The organism is Salipaludibacillus daqingensis (assembly GCF_029891575.1).
GTDB lineage: Bacteria > Bacillota > Bacilli > Bacillales > Salisediminibacteriaceae > Salipaludibacillus > Salipaludibacillus daqingensis.
The window spans coordinates 50,738-72,503 of record NZ_JARZHF010000009.1; the positions used below are offsets into that span (position 1 = coordinate 50,738).

At 37.3% G+C, this 21,766-nt stretch carries 21 protein-coding genes and 1 riboswitch; of the genes, 9 read left to right on the forward strand and 12 right to left on the reverse strand.

Features of this window, described 5'->3' with window-relative positions:
- The first annotated feature begins 149 nt into the window (after positions 1–149).
- The 3 genes from QDN89_RS16875 (at position 150) to QDN89_RS16885 (ending at position 3,991) form a co-directional block, all read left to right on the forward strand.
- On the forward strand, positions 150–2,030 hold the full coding sequence (locus QDN89_RS16875) for a BCCT family transporter (protein ID WP_280771335.1): 1,881 nt from the start codon (positions 150–152) through the stop codon (positions 2,028–2,030).
- A 529-nt stretch (positions 2,031–2,559) separates the two neighbouring features.
- Complete coding sequence (locus QDN89_RS16880; RefSeq protein ID WP_280771336.1) at positions 2,560–3,069, forward strand: RNA polymerase sigma factor; 510 nt, start codon at positions 2,560–2,562, stop codon at positions 3,067–3,069.
- On the forward strand, positions 3,062–3,991 hold the full coding sequence (locus QDN89_RS16885; protein WP_280771337.1) for a hypothetical protein: 930 nt from the start codon (positions 3,062–3,064) through the stop codon (positions 3,989–3,991). Before QDN89_RS16880 ends, QDN89_RS16885 begins: the two co-directional genes overlap by 8 nt.
- Before the next feature lie 35 nt (positions 3,992–4,026).
- Here QDN89_RS16885 and crcB read toward each other — a convergent pair whose 3' ends face one another.
- Positions 4,027–4,416: a fluoride efflux transporter CrcB gene (gene crcB, locus QDN89_RS16890; RefSeq protein ID WP_280771338.1), complete on the reverse strand. Its 390-nt coding sequence runs from the start codon at positions 4,414–4,416 to the stop codon at positions 4,027–4,029.
- The gene (locus QDN89_RS16895; RefSeq protein ID WP_280771339.1) at positions 4,413–4,817 is read right to left on the reverse strand and encodes a fluoride efflux transporter FluC; all 405 of its coding nucleotides are present in this window, start codon (positions 4,815–4,817) and stop codon (positions 4,413–4,415) included. Before QDN89_RS16895 ends, crcB begins: the two co-directional genes overlap by 4 nt.
- Positions 4,818–5,022: 205 nt before the next feature.
- A riboswitch (cyclic di-GMP riboswitch) is annotated at positions 5,023–5,111 on the forward strand.
- 49 nt (positions 5,112–5,160) lie between these two features.
- Here QDN89_RS16895 and QDN89_RS16900 point away from each other — a divergent pair.
- A complete protein-coding gene (locus QDN89_RS16900; protein ID WP_280771340.1) occupies positions 5,161–7,215 on the forward strand; it encodes a flagellar assembly protein A in 2,055 nt (684 codons plus the stop codon).
- 258 nt (positions 7,216–7,473) lie between these two features.
- Here the strand turns inward: QDN89_RS16900 and QDN89_RS16905 are convergent, their stop codons facing one another.
- The 7 genes from QDN89_RS16905 to QDN89_RS16935 all read right to left on the reverse strand — a co-directional run bounded on the left by QDN89_RS16905 (position 7,474) and on the right by QDN89_RS16935 (position 14,002).
- Positions 7,474–8,886, reverse strand: coding sequence for a sucrose-specific PTS transporter subunit IIBC (locus QDN89_RS16905; protein ID WP_280771341.1), 1,413 nt, complete (start codon positions 8,884–8,886; stop codon positions 7,474–7,476).
- Positions 8,887–9,022: 136 nt separating this feature from the next.
- Entirely contained in the window at positions 9,023–10,015 is a 993-nt protein-coding gene (locus tag QDN89_RS16910) for a LacI family DNA-binding transcriptional regulator (RefSeq protein WP_280771342.1), read from the reverse strand.
- Between the two features lie 283 nt (positions 10,016–10,298).
- Positions 10,299–10,496 (reverse strand): cold-shock protein CspD, encoded by a 198-nt coding sequence (cspD, locus tag QDN89_RS16915; protein WP_280771343.1) that lies wholly within the window; start codon positions 10,494–10,496, stop codon positions 10,299–10,301.
- Positions 10,497–10,717: 221 nt separating this feature from the next.
- The gene (locus QDN89_RS16920; RefSeq protein WP_280771344.1) at positions 10,718–11,173 is read right to left on the reverse strand and encodes a hypothetical protein; all 456 of its coding nucleotides are present in this window, start codon (positions 11,171–11,173) and stop codon (positions 10,718–10,720) included.
- Positions 11,174–11,335: 162 nt separating this feature from the next.
- Positions 11,336–12,076, reverse strand: coding sequence for a glucosamine-6-phosphate deaminase (gene nagB / locus QDN89_RS16925; RefSeq protein ID WP_280771345.1), 741 nt, complete (start codon positions 12,074–12,076; stop codon positions 11,336–11,338).
- A 15-nt stretch (positions 12,077–12,091) separates the two neighbouring features.
- On the reverse strand, positions 12,092–13,255 hold the full coding sequence (nagA, locus tag QDN89_RS16930) for an N-acetylglucosamine-6-phosphate deacetylase (protein WP_280771346.1): 1,164 nt from the start codon (positions 13,253–13,255) through the stop codon (positions 12,092–12,094).
- Positions 13,256–13,270: 15 nt separating this feature from the next.
- Positions 13,271–14,002, reverse strand: coding sequence for an SIS domain-containing protein (locus QDN89_RS16935; protein ID WP_280771347.1), 732 nt, complete (start codon positions 14,000–14,002; stop codon positions 13,271–13,273).
- Positions 14,003–14,315: 313 nt separating this feature from the next.
- Here QDN89_RS16935 and QDN89_RS16940 point away from each other — a divergent pair, with 313 nt between their 5' ends.
- From QDN89_RS16940 to QDN89_RS16955, 4 genes are all read left to right on the forward strand, one after another.
- The gene (locus tag QDN89_RS16940) at positions 14,316–15,812 is read left to right on the forward strand and encodes a SulP family inorganic anion transporter (protein WP_425335418.1); all 1,497 of its coding nucleotides are present in this window, start codon (positions 14,316–14,318) and stop codon (positions 15,810–15,812) included.
- A gap of 16 nt (positions 15,813–15,828) precedes the next feature.
- Complete coding sequence (locus tag QDN89_RS16945) at positions 15,829–16,254, forward strand: universal stress protein (protein ID WP_280771349.1); 426 nt, start codon at positions 15,829–15,831, stop codon at positions 16,252–16,254.
- Positions 16,255–16,480: 226 nt separating this feature from the next.
- Positions 16,481–17,653 (forward strand): IS200/IS605 family element RNA-guided endonuclease TnpB, encoded by a 1,173-nt coding sequence (gene tnpB / locus QDN89_RS16950; RefSeq protein WP_280771350.1) that lies wholly within the window; start codon positions 16,481–16,483, stop codon positions 17,651–17,653.
- Positions 17,654–17,780: 127 nt separating this feature from the next.
- Positions 17,781–18,404, forward strand: coding sequence for a class I SAM-dependent methyltransferase (locus tag QDN89_RS16955; protein ID WP_280771351.1), 624 nt, complete (start codon positions 17,781–17,783; stop codon positions 18,402–18,404).
- Positions 18,405–18,524: 120 nt separating this feature from the next.
- On the opposite strand, the gene QDN89_RS16960 is transcribed toward QDN89_RS16955, so the two are convergent.
- The 3 genes from QDN89_RS16960 to QDN89_RS16970 all read right to left on the reverse strand — a co-directional run bounded on the left by QDN89_RS16960 (position 18,525) and on the right by QDN89_RS16970 (position 20,937).
- On the reverse strand, positions 18,525–19,928 hold the full coding sequence (locus QDN89_RS16960; RefSeq protein ID WP_280771352.1) for an MATE family efflux transporter: 1,404 nt from the start codon (positions 19,926–19,928) through the stop codon (positions 18,525–18,527).
- The gene (locus QDN89_RS16965) at positions 19,925–20,407 is read right to left on the reverse strand and encodes a MarR family winged helix-turn-helix transcriptional regulator (RefSeq protein WP_280771353.1); all 483 of its coding nucleotides are present in this window, start codon (positions 20,405–20,407) and stop codon (positions 19,925–19,927) included. Before QDN89_RS16965 ends, QDN89_RS16960 begins: the two co-directional genes overlap by 4 nt.
- A gap of 194 nt (positions 20,408–20,601) precedes the next feature.
- Positions 20,602–20,937, reverse strand: coding sequence for a hypothetical protein (locus tag QDN89_RS16970; RefSeq protein ID WP_280771354.1), 336 nt, complete (start codon positions 20,935–20,937; stop codon positions 20,602–20,604).
- A 214-nt stretch (positions 20,938–21,151) separates the two neighbouring features.
- Here QDN89_RS16970 and QDN89_RS16975 point away from each other — a divergent pair, with 214 nt between their 5' ends.
- Complete coding sequence (locus QDN89_RS16975; RefSeq protein WP_280771355.1) at positions 21,152–21,595, forward strand: Dps family protein; 444 nt, start codon at positions 21,152–21,154, stop codon at positions 21,593–21,595.
- Positions 21,596–21,766: the final 171 nt, after the last annotated feature.

Here is a 21,766-nt window from a genome sequence, read left to right on the forward strand (position 1 = left end):
ATGCAAAGACTAGTTTTGATGATAAGATGTCATTCTATACAAACGTAGCACTTTAGAGATACAAATTTGTCTGTGTCCTAAAATTTCGATCTATTCAAAATCGCTTCACCACAGAGAGGGGGACATCCGGTCCACCGGATGAATTTATGATGAAAAAATATGAATATGAAACAAAAAAACCAAATATTGTTTTTTATATTTCTGCTCCCTTAGTTGCCATGTTCGTTCTTTGGGGATTTTTTGGCCCTGCTAACTTACAAGCAGTTTCAGAGTCAGCATTAGGTTTTACTCTTAACACTTTTGGCTGGTTTTACATGCTTTCCACAGCCATTTTTATTGCTTTTGTTCTCTTTTTAGCTATAAGTCCATTTGGTAAACTAAAACTTGGAAAAGCTGATGAAAAACCAGAATATAAATTTTTCACCTGGTTAGGAATGTTATTTTCTGCCGGAATTGGGGTAGGTTTTGTGTTCTGGGGTGTTGCAGAACCCGTACTCTATTTCTTTGATCCACATCCAGATTACGTGGGTGCATCAGAAGGTGTTCGAGCCGCTGCCGGGCTTCGATACGGGGTTTTCCATTGGGCACTTCACCCATGGGCCATCTTCTCGTTAGTCGCTCTTACATTAGCGTACGTTCAATTTCGTAAAGATCAACCAGCATTAATTAGCTCGGCTTTCCAACCTATTTTAGGTGACAAAGCCCACGGTCCATTCGGTAAAGGCATTGACACGTTAGCCGTATTAGCTACATCAACAGGGGTAGCGACAACATTTGGTCTTAGTGCATTGCAGATCAGTGGTGGACTTTCATACTTAATTGATTGGATACCAAACACTCCCACAACACAGTTAACAATTATAGCGATCGTTACGGTACTCTTTATTTTCTCCGCTGCAACAGGAGTGAATAAGGGAATCAAAATTTTAAGTACGATTAATTTAACGATTGCATCAATACTATTGGTTTTTGTTATTATTATGGGTCCAACATTATTTATCGCCCAAAACTTTGTTACGACGATTGGTGGATACATCACCAATGTGACTCAAATGAGTTTAGATTTAAATCCATTTGGTGATGGTGAATGGCTAGGTAATAATACAATCTTCTTTTGGGCTTGGCATATATCTTGGGCACCTTTCATGGGTATTTTCATAGCAAGAATATCGAGAGGAAGAACAATTCGTGAATTTGTTGCTGGTGTTCTAGTTGTACCTTCACTCCTTGCTGCACTTTGGTTCACAGCATTTGGGGGAACTGCGCTAGATATGATTTTAAGTGGAAATGATGAGATAGGCGATCTCGTCATGAATAATGTCGAAGTTGCTTTATTCGCTACTTTAGGAAATTTACCACTTAGTTTTATCATGAGTGTTCTTGCCGTCATCTTGATTGTCATTTTCTTTATCACCTCAGCTGACTCCGCCTCCTATGTTTTAGGAGCAATGACTAGTGCTGGTAGTTTAGCTCCAAAATTATCTATTAAAGTTATTTGGGGATTCCTTATTGCAGGAACAGCAAGTGTTCTACTAGTAAGTGGTGGACTCGAAGGGTTGCAAACCGCCTCCATTGTTGCTGCCTTGCCGTTTGCACTGATCATGATTGTGATGCTCTTCTCCTTATTAATAATGATGGGAAAAGATCTAAAGGCAGACCGGTTAAAGGTTACGAAACGAGAACGTAAACGAGTGAAAGACGAAGTTTACGGCGGAATGAAAGAAAACATTTATGATGACTTCAAAGATGAAGCTTACGATGAAATCAAAGATGAAGTGTATGAACAAGTGAAAGACGAAGTTTATGACGACTTTAAAGATGAAGCATACGACGACATTAAAGACAAAGTGTATGAACAAGTCAAAGATGAAGTGTATGATGACATCAAAAAAGAAGTTTATGAAGAATTCAAAGAGAAAATATACGATGACTTACGTGAGGACATCGGTGATCAATTGAACGGAGAATTAGAAACACCTAATGAAGACCGTTCCGAAGAAGAACAAAACGACAATGATAAAAAACGATAATACGTAAGCCGCCTATTTGTTGATAGGCGGCTTTTTTAGTTAAAAGGTTATAGTGTAGAGGAAATGTGTGGCTGACTGTTAGCGAAAGGTTTTGTAATATCTACTCTACTATGAATTGATGGGATGGAATTTTGCTCAATTCGATGTTTTAGTACCCTTTGTTTGCTCGAATTCCCCATTATTGGGCACTAGTTGGGTCCTCTAGTGACCTTTGTTTGCTCGATTCCCCCATTATTGGGCACTAGTCGGGTCCTCTAGTGCCCTTTGTTTACTCGATTCCCCCATTATTGGTCACTAGTTGGGTCCTCTAGTGACCTTTGTTTGCTCGAATTCCCCATTAATGGGCACTAGTTGGGTCCTCTAATGACCTTTGTTTGCTCAAATTCCCCATTAATGGGCACTAGTGAAGGAAGCATTCCAGAGTGCAGAAGAAAATAAATCATTAAAAATAGCTCAATTGTGTAATACATCAAGAACACCAATCGTCTAATCAATAAATCAAATTAAATGACAAAAGGAGGCGGAGAATTTGGACGAAATAGAGTCATGGTTTCACAATTACGCAGATGATATATTTAACTACCTTTCCTATTACACTGGAACGAGAGATGTCGATGATTTGGTACAAGATACCTTTATAAAAGCTATTCGATTTCAACATCAATTCAAAGGCGAATCCTCTGAAAAAACTTGGCTTATCTCTATTGCAAGAAGGACCGCCTTGGATCATTTTAAAAAACAAGGAAAATGGCTACCATGGAAAGATTCTTTATCTCAGAAAAATAAATTAACTTCCGTATCGAGTGAAGAGGTCCTTCTTGAAAACGAAGAAAAAAAAGAGCTGCTAGATCATATTTATCAGCTCCCTTCAAAAAAACAAGATGTTGTCCTCTTAAGAGGGATCATGGAATGTACTTCTCAAGAAACTGCTCAAATCCTAGGATGGAGAGAAAATAAAGTGAATGTTACTCTCCATCGCGCATTAAAAGATTTAAAAGAAGCCTACTCTATATCAGAAAGGAGTTATTATGATGTCTGAATATCATAACGATGAGCAAAACATTCTTAACAAACTCCGTGATATGCCGAAAAAAAAGCTATCTGATGAATCAAAGACAAAACTATTAACATCTATTAAGAAAGAACCTTCCATTAACAATAAACGACGTTTCTCACACCACTTATCTTTTGTGGCTAGTTTACTATTGTTTCCTGCGGTAATTTTTATTATGTGGGAATTGCTTTCAGGTACAGACGAACAAATATCTCATCAAGCTCTCGGGATTAATATTGACTTTACACCAGCAGAAGAACATACAGAAACAGTGAGCGGATTAAACAATCCCGATCCAATCGACATTGTTCCTCAAGAACAAACCGGTTATTATGCTACGGAAAGTCGTTCCTCTGAAGATGTTGAAAATAAAATCAAACAACTTTTGAACGAAAAACATCAGATAAAAGCATACGAGCTAAACGGCATCATTAGGCAAGACGATTTTTCTTTTGCTTCCTTTCATTATGTGGATAATAATGATCATTTATTTATTGGCACAGCCGCATTCCATAACCGAGAAGACCGTTTACTCATTGACCAAATTAAATCTAACCAAGTGACAAATAGCGTATTAAGAGACTTAGAAGATGGACATTCCCCTGCGGCAACTTTATATATTGAAGATATGTACTATTTCCTTGGTATTGCATACAGTTTTGATAATAATATAGACAAGATCGTCGTAGAAAACAATGAAAGAACGTTTGACTATGATATTGATGGGCACGTAGTCATGACAGTTATTAGTCAAACAAATCAAGAGTTAGTAGAAGCCAATGCCGAAAACTTACCAGGCTACAACCAATTTGATATGGAATATTTGGATACAAATTTCTGTCTTGATGATGGACAATGCTATCAGCGATATTTTATGGACTTCGCTTACCGTTCCTTTCCAGATTAGATGGACCATCCCCTTCCTAGTGGAGGGGATCTGTTTTACACACCACCTAAAAAAAGACCTGTCAAAAACGCTAGAATACTTCCTAAGATCGATAACGCCACGTAAATAGATAATCTCTTCCATCGCTTCTTTTGTACTAAGAGTGACGCTTCTACACTGAACGTAGAGAATGTCGTAAAAGCACCAAAGAAACCTAAACCAAATAGTAAAAACAGAGCCTGCTCGTAGAGATCATCAGCCATATATGGTATTTCCTGATAAATAAACCCAAAAAAGATTCCTAATCCAAAAGAACCTAAGACATTCACATAAACCATCGCCGTAGGAATAATCCATTGTTTCGTATGGTTTATAAACCATACCCCAAGTAAATACCTGCATACGGCTCCAGACCCACCGCCTAAAGCTACGAGTAAAATATTCAAGCTCTTTCACCTACTTTCTGCTTCGTTGCTAGACGATGCCCTAGAAGCATTCCAAGAAGCGCAAACAAAACCCCACCTATTAGAGAAGTAATAAGATACATTCCTGATTGAAAAAGAGAAGCTTGTCCGGCTAAGAAAGCAGAATCAGCCGCTAACGTCGACATTGTTGTGAATCCGCCACAAAAGCCGACCCCTAACCCTACTTTCAAAAAAGAAGGAATCACTTTTACAGCAACCCAACCTGTTAAAGTTCCTAACAGTAAACTACCAAGTAAATTTTCGAATAGTGTCCCTATAGGAAATAGAAGGGTCACCGTTTGTAAGTTTATGAAATATCGAAGTAACGTACCTATGGCACCTCCAATAAATATCGATATAATCGTCCAGTATTGTTGAGTCATATATTAACCCCCTCACTAATAATAGTACTTTTGTTTCACAAAATTATTTTCAAAAACATGTAAAAAACCAAATATGTATAAAAACTTTCTTGCACAACTAGTTTTTAACATTTGTATAGGTAATTATATGTTTCTATTTCGTAACATTAGAGTTATGATATAAGTATAAATAACTATTTTTTCAGAAAATAATAAAAACTTTCACTGTCGATAATGGCAAACCTATTGAAAAATAGTGACGCAAAGCCACGGGTCTAAGGAAGTTCCTCCTTCTATGATCGCCGGGTTACCGAAGCAGATAATACTGCTTCTCAGAAATTAAATAGAAGAGGTGGTGTTTTTTATGAATGAATCATTGATATTTCAAGGGAAAAACGTTGATTTAGCCATTGAAAAAGCTGTTCAACAACTACAACTAGACAAAAAAGACATCCATATCGAAATTATAGATCCAGGGTCTGAAAGACTCTTTGGGTTAACAAAAACGAAAGCAAAAATCATTGTCTCTAGGATTGAAAATGATAAATCCAACCAAAGTGAAAAAGAACTTGGTTGGGAAGATTGGTTAAAAAAAGAAATTCAAGACCAACCATTAAGCGAACAGAGTGCTTCATCTATAAAGAACCTAAATAAAGAATATTTAAAAGGGAAAGCATGGGTCAAAAATGGCAGTCTTTATTTCCAAGATACAGAAACGAAAAAACCTCTTCTTGAATCTCCATCTAAAACGATTGTTTTAAAAAACGGGGTCAAAATCAATGATAAAACGTACTTAACTCAAGGAGATTGCCTATCGTTTGATTTAGAAACGAAAGCAGTTGAAACAAAATGGTCGATCAAAGTGGATCAAAAAAACCAAAAAGTGACATTAACTGTTAACCCTGGCTACTATATTGTTCCATTTATTGAAGATCACCCTCCCGCTGAAACAGTTCGTATTCAAGTAAGCCAGCACGAGCAAACGAACAATCAGCTGACAGAGAAAGATATTTATGACCAATTAGAAAAAATGAAAATTACTGAAGGAATTCAGCATGACAAGATTAAATCAGCCTGCAGATCCAGTGTTCCCGAATCCTTTGTCATTGCTGAGGGTCTCTTACCAAAAGATGGTGAGAATGGTGTCGTACATTTTTCCATCGATATTCATGAGAAAACCACCCCTTTCTCTGAGAAGATCGACGGCCGTATTGATTTCAGAGAATCGATCTATATACCATCTATTAAAGAAGGTGAAGTATTAGGAAAGATCATTGACCCCACACGTGGTGAAGATGGGATAAGTATCTACGGCGAACTATTAAAAGCAAAATCTGGTCACCCAGTAAAAATAAAAGTCGGTAACGGTATTGAGTACATGGAAAGCGAAAAACAATTGATTGCAATGGCTAAAGGGCGACCTAAAATAGAACAACTTGGTCAACTTGTGCGCGTATCTATCTTACCAAAATTGAAACATCATGGCGATCTTCAAATGGATGATGGAAACATTCATTTTATTGGCGATGTGGAAATTACGGGTCATGTTAATGAACATATGACAGTTGATGCAGATGGATCTGCATGGATTCATAAAAGCGCCTTTCATAGTTCTATACAAACAAGAAACTCGATCACTGTTGGTGGCAATGCAATCAATTGCTCTCTCATTGCAGGAAAAAACAGTTTGATTTTTGAAGAAATCGCCGGGAAACTTGAACCATTCATTCGACTAGTCGAACCGCTTGTAAAGATCACTAAACAATTAACAGCTACGGAAAAATTCCAACAATCGTACGAAAGTAAACAAGGTCTTAGCCCTTTAATCAAAGCACTAACCGAAACTAAATTCAAAGAACTGATTCCGGTTACTAATCAGTTAGTCAGGGCGATAAACCAACGACAAGACTTATTAGAACGAAATTGGCAAACTTTTGCTATTACCCTTTATAAAGGGTTTCTCGTCTATCACCATAATGTTTTTCAAACGTATAAAGATTTGGAACGAGTGATGGAGGATGCCCATCATTTGATGAACATATGCCAAAGCCCTTCGGAAAACTACTCAACCATCTCTTTACAGTATGTCATGAATAGTGATATTCACTGTAACGGGGATGTTCAAATTAAAGGTAAAGGCTGCGTTCATACAAAAATACATTCCGACGGGAAAGTAACAATCAAAGGGAAGGCGATTGGCGGTAGAATCCTTGGAAAACAAGGAGTTCAAATAAATGAAGCTGGTACATCATCCGGCGTTAAAACAATCATTGAAGTACCCTTCGATCAGAAAATTATTATCAAAGAAGCAATGGCTGATGTTGTAATTAAAGTCGGACATCAACAGTATATTTTCAAACAGGATCATACAAATATTTGTGCCCATTTGGACAAAGAAGGCGGGTTGCTCCTATATTAAATTAAAAAACCTAGTTTGAGAAGGTCACTCAAGCTAGGTTCTTTTGGTTGGTGGGAGACTCGTTTGATTCCTTTCACATCGTCGCACCCATCTCGAATGGAACTATACCACTTACTCTGTCCACTCTCGGGTTACGCACGTTTAAAAAATGCCCGAACGACCAAAATTGTCTGACTACCCTAAATACAGCTTCAAAAAAAGGTGTAAAACCGCTACGGGTTTCACACCTTCCATCTTTTTACTTATAAATGCTTTACATTATGCATCCATTTCTTCTTTCATTTTATCAGAGTAACCGAACATCCACGTCAATGTGAATGCAACACCTAGTGCAACAACGTTAACGATAATATAAAGGACCAAACTAGGAAGATCATAAATATATAGTAATGACCCTGGGATAACTGTTATTGCCATACCGGAAGCTTGCAAGTTAAATAATGCTGCAATGAAACCACCGGCTGCGCCTCCAATAAGACCCATAACAAACGGCTTAATATATCGTAAATTGACACCGAATATAGCCGGTTCTGTAATTCCTAAGAAAGCAGAAATAGACGACGGTATCGCTAAAGCTTTTAGTTTTTTCGAAGAAGTTTTCAAACCAACCGCTAAAGCTGCTCCACCTTGAGCCGCAATACCTGCAGTGATTAACGCATTAAATGGGTTTAAGTCATTTTCAGCAAGTAGTTGTATTTCAAATAAGTTAAAGATATGATGGACACCCGTAATAACGATCACTTGGTGAAGTCCACCGACAATAATACCACTTATACCTAAAGGAAGTTCTAAAACAACACGTGTTCCAGCCATAATCCAAGCTTCTACCAATGAGAATACTGGTCCTACGAGGAACAATGCTGCTGTAATCATAATTAACAATGTTAAAAATGGAGTTAATATGAGGTCGAGTGATTCTGGAACTCTTTGGCGTAACCATTTCTCCAACTTAGCACCAAGAAAACCTGCAATAAACGCTGGTAAAACAGAACCTTGATACCCAACAACAGGAATGAGTCCAAAGAACATTAGTGGATCAGCAGAACCTTCACCAACGGCATACGCATTTGGTAACGCTGGATTAACTAACATTAAACCTAGTACAATCCCGATTACTGGACTACCACCAAATACCCTAAATGCGGACCATGCGATTAGTGCTGGTAAAAAGGCAAAAGCTGTATCCGTTAATACTTGTGTATAAAGAATGAAATTATCTGGAATTGCTTCAGGCGACGTTCCAAAAATACCTAATATTTGTTCTTGTGTTAGGAGACCACGAAGACCCATAAACAAACCGGTAGCAACCAATACTGGGATAATTGGAACAAAAATGTCACCAAACGTACGTAACAGTCGTTGAATAGAGTTCCCTTGTTTTTTAGCTTCTTGTTTCTGCTCAGACTTTGATGATTCTGGCGCCCCTAGAGCAATCACTTGTTCATGAATACGGTTAACGGTTCCTGTTCCAAAAATAACTTGGAATTGACCAGCATTATAGAATGCTCCCTTAACCTTGTCTAGATCCTCCACTTTTTTCTGATCAATCTTTTCCTTGTCTTTCACCATGACACGTAATCTTGTTGCACAATGAGCTACTGAGTCAATGTTTTCTAGCCCACCAATAGCTTCAATGAGCTCTTCCGCTATTTTTCGGTTTTCATCTGACATAGTACATTCGCTCCCTTCATTCTTTTAAATTATGTCCAAAGTCTTAAGAAACAATGCAATAAGTTCACCTTTTTGTGGAATCGATTCCATAAAGAGTAAAAATATTAAGAAACGTGCTATGTAATCGATTCCATAATCATAATATACTATCTCTTTCAATAAGTCCATAGCTCATTACTAATTTTTTTAGTTTTTTATCTTTGTTCATTAGTTGTTCAATTATTATGTTTGCTGTTTCTATACCCGCAATTTCATTATAATAATCCACTGTTGCTAAAGAAGGAGTAACATATTTGGATAAATCGGAAGCACCAATCCCCATTACAGAAATATCTTGTGGAACTCTAAGTCCTTTTTCTTTCAATACTTGCATAGCACCAATTGCTAACCTATCTGTCACCGCAAATATCGCTGTTGGCATATTAGACGTTTTATCAAGCATAGCTTTCGCTGCTTCCCCGCCAGAGGCAATATCAAATATTCCTTCTTGGACCCAAGCAGACTCTACTTCAAAGCCATGTTTTTTCATCACATCGAAATAAGCTCGTTTTCTCTCGTACCCTACAGCTCGGTCTGTTTCACTAACACCAATAAACCCAATTTTTTTGTGTCCTTTTTCAATCAACAAAGTCGTCACATCTGATGCAGCATGATAATCATCATATACCACAGAAGAAACACCCGGTAATTCTTGGCCTAGTGCCACAACAGGTATGCTAATTTCTTTAATTTCATCTAACAATCGTTGTTCCCTGTTTGTTGCTACTAAAATAATCCCATCAACTCTTCTACTTTGTAACAATCGCAAATGCTCAATCTCTTGATCCACTTCTAAATTCGCATTTGCCAATAAAATATGATATCCATACTCACTCAATTTTTTATCGATACCATCAACAACTCTACTAGCTGTTTCTGTGCTAATTTTAGGCAAAATTACTCCAACCACTTTTGTTTGTTTTGTTCGAAGAGATTTTGCGTGTTCACTCGGGACATATCCAGTCGTATCTATAACTTTTAACACTTTATTTTTTGCCACTTCACTTACGTAACCCGATTTGTTTAATACTCTAGACACGGTTGTTCTTGAAACACCTGATAATTTTGCAATATCATTAATTGTTACCAATATGATCACCTCCATATGTATAAAATCCGTTAAGATTTGATCTATTTCTATATTTATTATCAGTAGAGAAACGAAGATTTGTCAATTAGTATTCATTGCGATGACATTCATTTGCTATTATGTAACTGTTTAAACTTCCTTTTTTTCTTGTAAAACTAATGCTTATTTTTGAGGAACTATGTATAGTTTTTCCATCGAAAAGATAACTAAAACATGAGACCTCCTTTTACAATAAAAAAACCTGTTCCAAAAAGGAACAGGCTCATATTAGTATGTCTGTATATTATAGTTTAACTACGTTTGAAGCTTGAGGTCCACGATTACCTTCAACGATTTCAAACTCAACGTCTTGACCTTCTTCTAAAGTTTTGAACCCTTCACCTTCAATAGCAGAGAAGTGAACGAATACGTCGTCACCATCTTCACGCTCGATGAAACCAAAACCTTTTTCTGCATTAAACCATTTTACTTTGCCTGTCATATTAACGGCCTCCTTAAATTGAATCTTTGAATAACGTAAAACCTTTCATGCCTTGCAATATTGCTATTTCGAGGCCGAAAATTGTTTTGCGAATTCAAATCATGTTTACTATTAAATTTTATCATAGACAACAATGTGAAATCAACCGAATTTGCTAAATCAGCACACTTAATTGGAAATTAAAGGGTTTTTCAAATACTTCTATAGTAAATAGAGGCTCATTAAGATTCTGTTTGAATTTCGATTGTTTGAATTTTCTCGTGAAAATACTCTTGTAGTTCTTCACCGTTTTCATCATTCAATGGGTCTTGAATAAAATAATTCGCTGACATATGAACTTCATAAGACCCAGGCTCCACTTCTATATCAACAGTAAAACCACCTCGTTCATCGTCTGTTTCTAACGTCGTTTGTTGATCAACGTCTACCGACTCTTCTTCATATTCGTATAAGACGTCTTCCCCTTGTTTAATTTGATCAATCCAAGCAATAGCGCTACCAAATTGAAAAGTAGCATCTTCTTCCCCTTCATAGACGATGTAAGGAGTGAGAGACAATACACCACCTGAGTAAATAGGATCAACTTGAAGTGTTACGTTCTCATGCCCTTCTAAATCACCGCATGATCGAAAAGTGATCACCGATAAACTTAGGAATAAGATACTCATTAATTTCATTTAACCACCTACTATCAACATATTCTGGAAACTCTATGTATATTTTACTACAATATAGGTTTATTTTCTCATCTGTTTTTATATTCACAATATTTTTTATTTAAGATTTTGAAATGATTTTAATCATTAAAAACGCCCTTCATTAAAGAAGAGCGTTTCCTTTTAAACGATCGTTTTATTTACTAATGATAATGCTTCTTCATCAGCAATAATTGTTATATTAGGATGTTTTTGTAATACCGTAGCTGGCGTCTTTTCAGATACTTCCCCTTCAATTAATTCTTTTATAGCTTCTGCTTTTTCAACACCTGATGCCAACAACAAGATGCTTTTACTATCCATGATCGTTTTTATCCCCATCGTAATTGCTTGGCGAGGCACATTGTTTGGATCTTTGAAATAACGCCCATTCGCTTCAATGGTTGAAGGTGCCAAATCTACTACCATTGTCCTTCCATCAAAAGGGCTTCCTGGCTCATTAAATCCTATATGTCCATTGTTACCAATGCCAAGAAGTTGTAAATCAACACCACCAAGTTGATGAATCAATTGTTCATACCTTTCACATTCATAAGTAACATTTTCCGCATCTCCATGAGGTAAATGGGCATTATTTGAAGGGATGTCAATGTGTTTAAATAACACATCTTCCATATATTGATGGTAGCTATTAGGATCATCTGCAGCTAATCCAATGTATTCATCTAAATTCACCGTATGAAGGTGACTCAATGACAAACCTTTATTATGAATTTTTTTAATAAGGTGCTCGTATAGCCCTACTGGTGTTCCACCTGTGGCTAGTCCTAATACGTTCACTTCTCGATTGATTAATTTTTCTAAAATAAACTGAGCACCTTTCTCACTCATGTTTTGATAATTTTCAACCTTCATTATTTTCATTATGATTCACTCTCCTTAACCTACTACCTTTTGTCCCATCACATATGTCTGAACAACACTTAAATCTTCTGATAACACACAGAAATCCGCATCTTTCCCTTCCATTAAACTACCTTTACGGTCATCAATTCCTAATTGTTTAGCTGGATTGAATGACGCCATTTGAACGGCCTCTCGTAAAGAACATCCTGTAAAATCCATCATATTTTTAACTGCTTCATTCATTTTTACGATACTACCAGCTAGCGTTCCATCTGCTAAAACTGCTCGATCTTTACTAACGAAAACTTTTTGCCCTGCTAAGGAATACTCTCCTTCTTCTAAACCTTTTGCTCTCATCGAATCCGTAACAATAATCATTCGATCGTTTCCTTTTGTTTTATAAGCAAGCTTGACCATTGGAGGAGATACGTGGATTCCATCTACAATGATCTCTGTCATTAACTCATCATGTAGCATCGCGCCACCTGCAACACCAATATCCCGGTGATGGGCGCCTCTCATTCCATTAAACAAATGCGTTACATGATTCATTCCATCATTAATAGCATCAAGTATTTGTTCATACGTTGCATCAGAATGGCCAATCGAAGCAATGACGTTTTGCTTCCTAAGTTCTTTAATAAGATCCCCATTTTTATCTTCTTCAGGTGCCATCGTCACAAGTTTGATCAATCCTCCACTTACCCTTTGATAGTCATTAAAGGTCGCAACGGATGCCTGTTTGATATATTCCACCGGTTGAGCACCTGCCCGTTTTTTTGAAATGAATGGCCCTTCCAGATGAACTCCAACAATCTCAGCACCAGCTGTATTTTTTTCGTTACAAGCTTTTACAGCTTGTAACGCATTTATTTTTTCACTATTTGATTGAGTTATTGTTGTAGCTAAAAAAGATGTTGTTCCTTCTTTAGGAAGAGATTCTTTCATCGTTTCGATCGCCTCCACAGTTCCATCCATCACATCCGCTCCAGCTACGCCATGAATATGAACATCGATAAAGCCCGGTACGATATGAACAGGTTCTGAAAACACAATTTTTTCATGTATTCTTTGCTGGATTTCTTCATCAAATGGTTGGATCCCGTAGATTTTTCCAGCATCAACTGAAACAATAGGATTTTTCACTATTCCTTTTTCACTAATCAATGTCGCATTTTCAAATTGGTAAGTATGCATAACCTTCCTCCTTCTTTACAGCATTGGAATTCTTTTTCGATAATGTTGAATAATTTTTTCATTATGTTCGTTTGCTCCATCTAAGTTTCCACTTAATAGCACTGGAGGTTCGATGCCACGTTTTGATAATTGAACGATGGTTTCAGCAATGATCGCATTAATGATGCATGCTCCAACCACTGTTGATGTAGGTCCAAAAGGAACTTTGACGTTTTCATGTTCTAAAGCGGCATCTCCTTTTTCACTTAAATTATCGATGGTTACATCTGCAACTTCTGCTAATCTTTTTCCTGATAGATGTTTCGATTTCTGACTATTCGAGTAGGCGAGGGATGTTAATGCGACGACAAATGCCCCCTGTTCTTTCGCATACGTTGCCACTTCTATCGGAACAGGGTTTCTCCCTGACGTGGAAGCGACGATGACTAAATCTTCTGCTTTAATGTCTAATCTCTTCACAAGGGCCTGAGCATACTCACTTGATTTTTCTAATTCGGATGATCTAACTGCTCCTCGATGCAGCATGACATCCTCATCAAGAATTGGTTTTATTGGTACAAGCCCACCTGCTCGATAAAAAACTTCTTCTCCAAAAATATGAGAATGTCCAGCACCAAAAAATTGAATTAATCCATCCTTTTCAATGGCATCAGCGGATTTATTAGCAACATGACGTAAGACATCGTTTTGATCTATTTGAATTTTGTTCATTAGTTGTTTGATAATTTTAAAATACTGATCAATCATCGTCATTCTCCTTTCAACTCGATCACCTTCATAGTATGAGTATACCATTTTAATGTTTAGTTGTCTATACCAGTTTAGATGTGATTCAACATTCTTAGATTTTTTAGCTTACTCAATCAATCGTGCCTGGGTATTATATCCATTCCAAATATGTCTTTTTTGTGAAAAACGACGTCTTATAGTAAAAACACGAGGAATATAGAGAATATCATCTATGATTGCCGCTTACATCGTGTTTTGTGTTTTTTACCATACCTGTTACAATGCTTTTGTTCTTGTCGGATCGAGCTTCTTACGGAGAAGCTCATTTTTAATGAAATCATTTACTAAAGAAAGAGGTGCACGTGTGAATTACGTAGAAAAATTAAAAAAAGATTGGTTAGGAAATGTTAGAGGAGATGTGCTTGCAGGAATTGTTGTTGCGTTGGCTCTTATTCCTGAAGCAATCGCCTTCTCTATCATTGCTGGTGTAGATCCTATGGTCGGACTATATGCCGCCTTTTGTATTGCTGTTGTCATTGCATTTATTGGAGGACGACCAGGAATGATTTCCGGTGCAACAGGAGCAATGGCGTTATTAATGATTACACTAGTTGCCGAACACGGACTAGAATACTTGCTAGCTGCAACGATATTAACCGGAATAATTCAATTATTATTTGGTATTTTTAAATTATCAAGTTTTATGAAATTTGTTCCTAGATCCGTGATGATTGGATTCGTTAATGCATTAGCAATCTTGATTTTCACATCACAATTACAACATTTTGTGGGTGAAACATGGTTGATGTATTCGTTAGTAGCTTTAACACTTGCGATCATCTATATTCTTCCAAGGTTTACGAAGGCCGTTCCTTCTACCCTGGTAGCAATAATTGTCGTTACTGCAATGGCTATTTTTATGAATTTAGGAGTTCGAACAGTCGGAGATATGGGTGCTTTAACACAAGCCTTACCTATCTTTGCTTTACCAAATATCCCTGTTAGTTTTGAAACACTGATGATTATTTTGCCTTATTCTATAACTTTAGCCATCGTTGGTTTACTAGAATCACTTTTGACAGCTTCCATTGTTGATGACATGACTGATACGGAAAGTGATAAAAATAAAGAAAGTCGTGGGCAAGGTATTGCGAATATGATCACAGGTTGTTTCGGTGGTATGGCTGGTTGTGCGATGATAGGACAATCTGTCATTAACGTGAAATCTGGTGGAAATGGGCGATTATCTAGTCTTGTAGCTGGTGTATTTTTGATGTTTTTGATTATTGTACTTGGTGGCGTTGTAGTTCAGATCCCAATGGCCGCTTTAGCAGGTGTCATGATTATGGTGTCTATCGGAACATTCGATTGGTCATCCTTAAGAAATATTCATAAACTTCCCCGAACAGATGCCATCGTCATGGTTGTAACTGTCGGAACAGTTGTTTATACACATGATCTTGCGATTGGTGTGTTGACTGGTGTTGTTCTTAGTGCGATCTTCTTTGCATGGAAAGTCTCGAAAGTGCGTGTGGAAAAATCACTTAATGCAAAAGGTGATATTAGAACATACGAAATTCACGGACAATTATTTTTCGCATCTGTCACTGACTTTTTAGATCAAATCAATTATGATGAAGATATTCATAAAGTTATTCTTGATATTTCCGATGCTCATTTATGGGATGATTCGGCGATTGGTGCCATTGATAAAATGGAACATAAATTCGAACAGCGTAATATCAAAATGGAACTTAAAGGAATGAACAAAGAGAGTACAGATCTTATGGATAAAATCGGTGGCTTAAGTAAAGCTTCTGGTCATTAAACGTTTGGGGGATATTATGTTTAAAAATCTATTACTAGCTATTGATGGTTCCGACCACTCTCAGCGTGCTGGGCAAAAAGCCATTGAATTAGCTATTCTTGAAGGTAAAGGAAAAGTGGAGATTCTTTACGTTGTTGACGGAAGTAAATCAAAGTCTGATGTTCTTCAATATGGAGATTCAGATTCAGCTTCAAGAAAAAGAAAAAAAATGATAGCACCATATGAAGATATGATGACTAAGGCAAGCGTTGACTTTACAACGACAATTTTGCACGGAAGTAATGGTGCTGCTGAGTCGATCATTGATCATGCAAACAATGGAAATTATGATGCACTTGTCATCGGTAGTCGAGGACTAAGTGGCGTTCAAACGATGGTTCTTGGCAGTGTCAGTCACAAAGTCATGAAACATGTCAAAGCTCCTGTTTTAATGGTTAAATAATTACGAGTAGACCAGTAAGGGTGTATAAACCTTTACTGGTTTTCGTTTAATATATTGAAAATAAATCGGTAGAAGTTTATCATTTTCCGACAGAAGACTCCCTCTTCCATCGCGAGAAGGGCTTTTAGCCCAGCGATAAGGGGGAGATGAATGGCGATTGGCGATAGCCAACAGACTCACCTCATGATATAATTAGAACAAATGTTTCTGTAAATGAGGTGTTGTCATGGTAGTAAAAAAAGCGTTCAAATTTCGTATTTTTCCTAACCAAAAACAGGTCGATCTCATTCATAAAACGCTCGGTTGTTCTAGATTTGTTTTCAATTTCTTCCTCGGTAAGCAGAAGCAAAAAGACGCATACTGGTACATCGTCGAAGAAATGGTGCAAAACGGTCAGCTACCTTCAAATAACTGGAAAGGAGAGTTTTTCAACAAATACGACTCTGTGAAGGCGGTTCGCCAGTTAAAAGAGCATTACCCTTTCTTAAAAGAAGTGGATAGTATTTCCCTGCAAAAGTCCGTTGAAAACCTCGCTGATTCTTACCAACGGTATTATAAAAAACAAACCAAAGCCCCTACATTTAAAAGTAAAAAGAACAAGGTACAGTCCTATACCACAAAGCAAACGAATGGAAATATCGCTGTTTCAAGTAAACACATCAAGTTGCCGAAGCTTGGTCTTGTTCGGTTTGCCAAAAGTCGTGACGTGGATGGGCGAATTATAAATGCGACCATACGACGCAACCCAAGCGGTAAGTACTTTGTGTCGATCTTAGCTGAAACAGAAGTTGTTGACATGCCGAAGACAAACGCCAGTACGGGCGTTGACTTAGGACTAAAAGACTTCGCTATCCTTGCAGATGGAACAAGATACAAAAACAATCGTTATTTCAAGTCGTTAGAACAAAAGTTAGCAAAGGCTCAACAGGTTCTATCAAGGCGAGTCATCGGTTCTAGCAACTGGAATAAGCAACGAATCAAGGTCGCTCGAATGCACGAAAAGATCGAAAACAAGCGGACAGATTTCTTGCATAAGACCTCGACGGATATAATCAAAAACCACGATATTATCGGAATGGAGAGTCTGCAAGTATCGAACATGATGAAAAATAAGAAAACAGCGCAATCGATCGCTGATGTATCTTGGTTTCAATTTAAAACCATGTTGAAATATAAAGCTACATGGTACGGGAAGACGGTGGTGGAAGTGAGCAAAACCTTCCCTAGCTCACAACGTTGTTCAAGTTGCGGCTATAAAAACAAAGACGTGAAAGATCTGAATTTGCGTGAGTGGACGTGTGTTTGTGGCGTGCATCACGACCGCGATAGGAACGCAGGATTAAATCTTAAAAATGAAGCTATCAGGCTTCTAACCGTCGGTGCGACGGGGATAGCCTAATCAAAACTTTCGGTTACGAAGGTGTTCTTAGGAATCCCCCACTTCAAACAGTTCGCAAGAGCAATTAAGTGGCGGGTAGTTCAACATACTAATATAGTGGCCAACTTTATAGATAGCGGTGATCAATGTGTTAAAAGACACAGGCGAACGAGTGATAGTAGAAGAAATGAAACCTACAAATGGTATGTTACTTGAACATGTAGCTAGATATTATTTCGCTTCCGCATACGTAAAAGGCAATGCACTCGATATTGCATGCGGAACAGGTTATGGAACAAAAATGATCGCAAAAGGGCGAAAGAGAGAGATTTCATCAATAATTGGTGTTGATATCGATCAAGACGCCATCACTTATGCTATTCAACATTACTACCATCCTTTATTAGGCTTCAAACAAGGAGACGCTTTGGATAAAAATTTAAAAAACACGATTGGAACATTTGATACAATCCTTTCATTTGAAACGATTGAACACGTTCCGAATGATAAAGATTTTCTTGAAAATCTTTATGAACTCCTTGCTCCCGGTGGAACTCTCGTCTTATCTACCCCATTTGGAGAAGGACGAGGAAAACCTTGTGGTTCTCCTTTTCATTACCATCAATTAACGGAAGAAGAGTTTACTTCTCTTTTCAAAAATGATGTTCCATTTGAACACGTGGAGTTTTATTATCAACACGGGGTGATGTTTGAAAAGGAAAAAAGAGAAGGTCTTCATTATCCTTTAGGAATTGCGGTTTGTAGAAAATAACGACCGTCTATCAAAGGAACGTTATAATGACAGACAGTCTTTTATCTTTATTGTTTACAGACAACCATCACATTGTATATTTTTCTTCAACAGTCTAAACGAACGTTTAATATAAGCTTTTTAAGTAGAAACTGCTTCTTCTTGAAGTTTCATCCCACCTGAACCACCAGATGAATCGTCTCCGGTGAAAAAGAGTTTTCTATCTCGATACATAAAAAATATCGATAAACTAAACGAGAGAATATCTGCTAATGGAAATGCAATCCATACTCCCCACACACCGAAAAACTGTGGCAAGATAAGAACAAGCGGAATTAAAAATAATACTTGCCGCGACATAGATAAAATCAACGCCGGTTTCGCTTTCCCTAACGCTTGGTACAATCCACCACTCACCACTTGAGCACCGATTAAAAAGGCTAGCGCAAACATGATTCTCATGCCATCAGACCCTGCCTGAATTACTGTTGGATCTGGGGAGAAGATACGCATGAATACGCCTGGAAATACCATCATAATTACAAAAACAAACGTCGAAAAAGCTGTGACCACTTTCAAGCCAAGTATAATCGTTTCACGCATACGCTCTAATTGATTTGCTCCATAATTATAGCCAACAATCGGCTGCATTCCTTGTAAAATTCCCATCATAGGCATTAAGGCAAACATAGACACACGTTGGACAATACCGAAAACTCCGACATAAAATTCTCCACCATGTAGAATGAGCATCGCATTGATCGCTACCATCATGACACTACCGGCTACTTGCCGAACAAATGCTGGTAATCCAATAATGATAACTTCTTTTACGATTGCTAACTGAGGGACCATTTCGGATATCCGTATCCGAAGCGAACTCTTCCCTGTTAAAAAATACTGTAACACGATAAAAGAAATACTTGCTTGGGAAATTACCGTTGCAATGGCAGCTCCTTGCACTCCCATATCTAACCATATGATAAATATCGGATCTAATATAATGTTCAACACAGAGGGAATGATCATCGTCATCATTGCAAAACGTGCATTTCCTTCTGCTCGAATAATTGCATTCGTTGTAAATGAAAACGTAAAAAAGATTGTCGCCATCGTAATCGGAAAAATATAATCAATCGCATATTGGAGGATCATAGGCGTTGCTCCAAATAATCGGAGTAACGGTTCAAGTACAGTAAAGGAAGCAATTACTCCAATCACACTTATCCCCAAAATCAATGTTATGATATTGCTAAAAACTCGGTTAGCGTCTGCTTCTCGCTTTTCACCTAGACGACGAGAAATAATGGAGGAACCACCGATTCCTAAAGCCGCTGCAACAGCCATCATAATAATCATAATCGGAAAAGCGATTGTCACCGCTGCAACCCCATCTATTCCTACAGCGTAGGAAATAAAAATCGTATCAACGACATTATATAGTGCCATAACAATCATTCCGATAATAGCAGGAATCGATAATCGTTTTAATAATTTAGGAATTGGTTCTGTCTCTAGCCTTGTACTTTGATCTTTTTGGTTCATGAGACATCGCCATCTTTCTTAGCGTCAGAAGACTGTCCATCTCCCCGTTGTATATTCTCTAAATTCGTTTGCATTTTTTTAAGCCAGCTAATTAAAAGGCGTTGTTCCTCTTCTGAAAAGCCATCCATTAAATTTCTATCTAATGCTTTAACTTCTTCCCACAAACGATCTTCTAGCTGTTTTCCTTTATCTGTTAAACTGATCACTTTTGTCCGACGGTCCAAAACACTATCCGTCTTTTTAATTAGTTGACTTTTCAAGAGTGATTCAATAATACCATTCATCGTAGAAGCTTGAATAAAAAGACGCTTCTGCAGTTCAGATTGAAGCGAATCACCGTAGTGGTTTAACAGATAAAGAACCTTTGCCTGTGCTCTAGTAACCCCATACTCTGAAAGATTACGATTGTGGTGGTTATGAATAAAATGGGTGACATTCCCCATATGATAGCCAACAAATTTTTCTATTTTCTCGTCCATTTCATTAGCCTCCTAAATAAATACTTTCTTTACTATACCAAATATACCGATTATAACTCAATTATATGTAACGAATTCCATTATTTTTATTCGCTAACTAACCTTTCGTTAATCGAAGAATAGTAATTTCAATTATCATCTAAAAAAACCATGCTATTTCCAGCATGGTTTCTTCATTCAATTTATCGTCAACACTAATGACAATAAGCTAATCCGTATTTATCGTATGTGTCTGTCACATCAATCGCAAAATGAATGTCATCTTGTTGCTCATTTAAAATTACTGCTACTTGAAACGTTTTCGACTCTTTATTAGATACTGCCACCGCGTAACTCCCATATTCTTTAGCATGATCTACGGAATCAACTGTAAGAGTGTCTGAATCGAATCCATTTAGTTCAGAAACTAGCGAAATCGCCTCTGCTTTTGCCTTACGTTTGAGTTCATCCTCCCAAACGAAAAAGAAGATAGCAACTCCAGCTATAAGTAACGTCGTTAGTCCAAAAGTCAGTTTGAATTGATCGATCATTACGTCACCTCACACCTCTAAGTTGTTTTCATTTATTATAATCGACCAACACCTATTTTGTCATTAATTCCGACTAAACTTATATGGAAAATAATTAATAACACCGCTGTATTGTAATCCTTATTTATAATTATTATAATTTGATTTATTGTTCCATTCATTATATAATTTCATTATACCATTACAACAGATAATCAAAGGAGTGCTTAAAAACATGAGTAATCAACAATTAGTTACAGAATTGAATCGTCAACTTTCAAATTGGAATGTACTAAACACAAAACTTCACAACTTTCACTGGTATGTAAAGGGTGAGAATTTCTTCACTCTACATGAGAAATTCGAAGAGTTTTATAACGAAGCTGCAACCAATATCGATGAAATTGCTGAACGTATTTTAACAATTGGTGGAAAGCCTGTCGCTACATTAACGCAGTATCTTGAAGGATCTTCCATTAAGGAAGCTGCTGGAAATGAGGTAGCTAAAGACATGGTAAGCGCTTTGGCAGCGGACTTCACAACAATCAGCAAAGAATCTGATGAAATCATTCGTTTAGCTGAAGAGAATGGTGATGAAGCAACAGCCGATATGTTTATCGCTTTGAAATCATCGATCCAACAGCATACTTGGATGCTAAATGCGTTTCTTGGTAAATAATAATCATGATAAACACCACCAATTAATCGGTGGTGTTTTTTGTTTATGTAATCCAAACACGCGAGCAAATGAAATCTTCCTAGCTAGTCTTTGAAGAAGTAAGACACTTCAGAAACCTTGACCTCTCTATTAAGTCCCATCTAGATTGACAGCTATCAAGACTTATGTTAT

What these genes read in the sequence shown, in the direction of transcription:
- QDN89_RS16875 (WP_280771335.1), top strand. Translation starts at nt 150, where the DNA reads ATGAAAAAATATGAATATGAAACAAAAAAACCAAATATTGTTTTTTAT.
- QDN89_RS16885 (WP_280771337.1), top strand. Translation starts at nt 3,062, where the DNA reads ATGTCTGAATATCATAACGATGAGCAAAACATTCTTAACAAACTCCGT.
- QDN89_RS16895 (WP_280771339.1), bottom strand. Translation starts at nt 4,817, where the DNA reads ATGACTCAACAATACTGGACGATTATATCGATATTTATTGGAGGTGCC.
- QDN89_RS16900 (WP_280771340.1), top strand. Translation starts at nt 5,161, where the DNA reads ATGAATGAATCATTGATATTTCAAGGGAAAAACGTTGATTTAGCCATT.
- QDN89_RS16905 (WP_280771341.1), bottom strand. Translation starts at nt 8,886, where the DNA reads ATGTCAGATGAAAACCGAAAAATAGCGGAAGAGCTCATTGAAGCTATT.
- cspD (WP_280771343.1), bottom strand. Translation starts at nt 10,496, where the DNA reads ATGACAGGCAAAGTAAAATGGTTTAATGCAGAAAAAGGTTTTGGTTTC.
- QDN89_RS16920 (WP_280771344.1), bottom strand. Translation starts at nt 11,173, where the DNA reads ATGAAATTAATGAGTATCTTATTCCTAAGTTTATCGGTGATCACTTTT.
- nagB (WP_280771345.1), bottom strand. Translation starts at nt 12,076, where the DNA reads ATGAAAATAATGAAGGTTGAAAATTATCAAAACATGAGTGAGAAAGGT.
- nagA (WP_280771346.1), bottom strand. Translation starts at nt 13,255, where the DNA reads ATGCATACTTACCAATTTGAAAATGCGACATTGATTAGTGAAAAAGGA.
- QDN89_RS16935 (WP_280771347.1), bottom strand. Translation starts at nt 14,002, where the DNA reads ATGATTGATCAGTATTTTAAAATTATCAAACAACTAATGAACAAAATT.
- QDN89_RS16940 (WP_425335418.1), top strand. Translation starts at nt 14,316, where the DNA reads ATGAAATCATTTACTAAAGAAAGAGGTGCACGTGTGAATTACGTAGAA.
- QDN89_RS16945 (WP_280771349.1), top strand. Translation starts at nt 15,829, where the DNA reads ATGTTTAAAAATCTATTACTAGCTATTGATGGTTCCGACCACTCTCAG.
- tnpB (WP_280771350.1), top strand. Translation starts at nt 16,481, where the DNA reads ATGGTAGTAAAAAAAGCGTTCAAATTTCGTATTTTTCCTAACCAAAAA.
- QDN89_RS16960 (WP_280771352.1), bottom strand. Translation starts at nt 19,928, where the DNA reads ATGAACCAAAAAGATCAAAGTACAAGGCTAGAGACAGAACCAATTCCT.
- QDN89_RS16965 (WP_280771353.1), bottom strand. Translation starts at nt 20,407, where the DNA reads ATGGACGAGAAAATAGAAAAATTTGTTGGCTATCATATGGGGAATGTC.
- QDN89_RS16970 (WP_280771354.1), bottom strand. Translation starts at nt 20,937, where the DNA reads ATGATCGATCAATTCAAACTGACTTTTGGACTAACGACGTTACTTATA.
- QDN89_RS16975 (WP_280771355.1), top strand. Translation starts at nt 21,152, where the DNA reads ATGAGTAATCAACAATTAGTTACAGAATTGAATCGTCAACTTTCAAAT.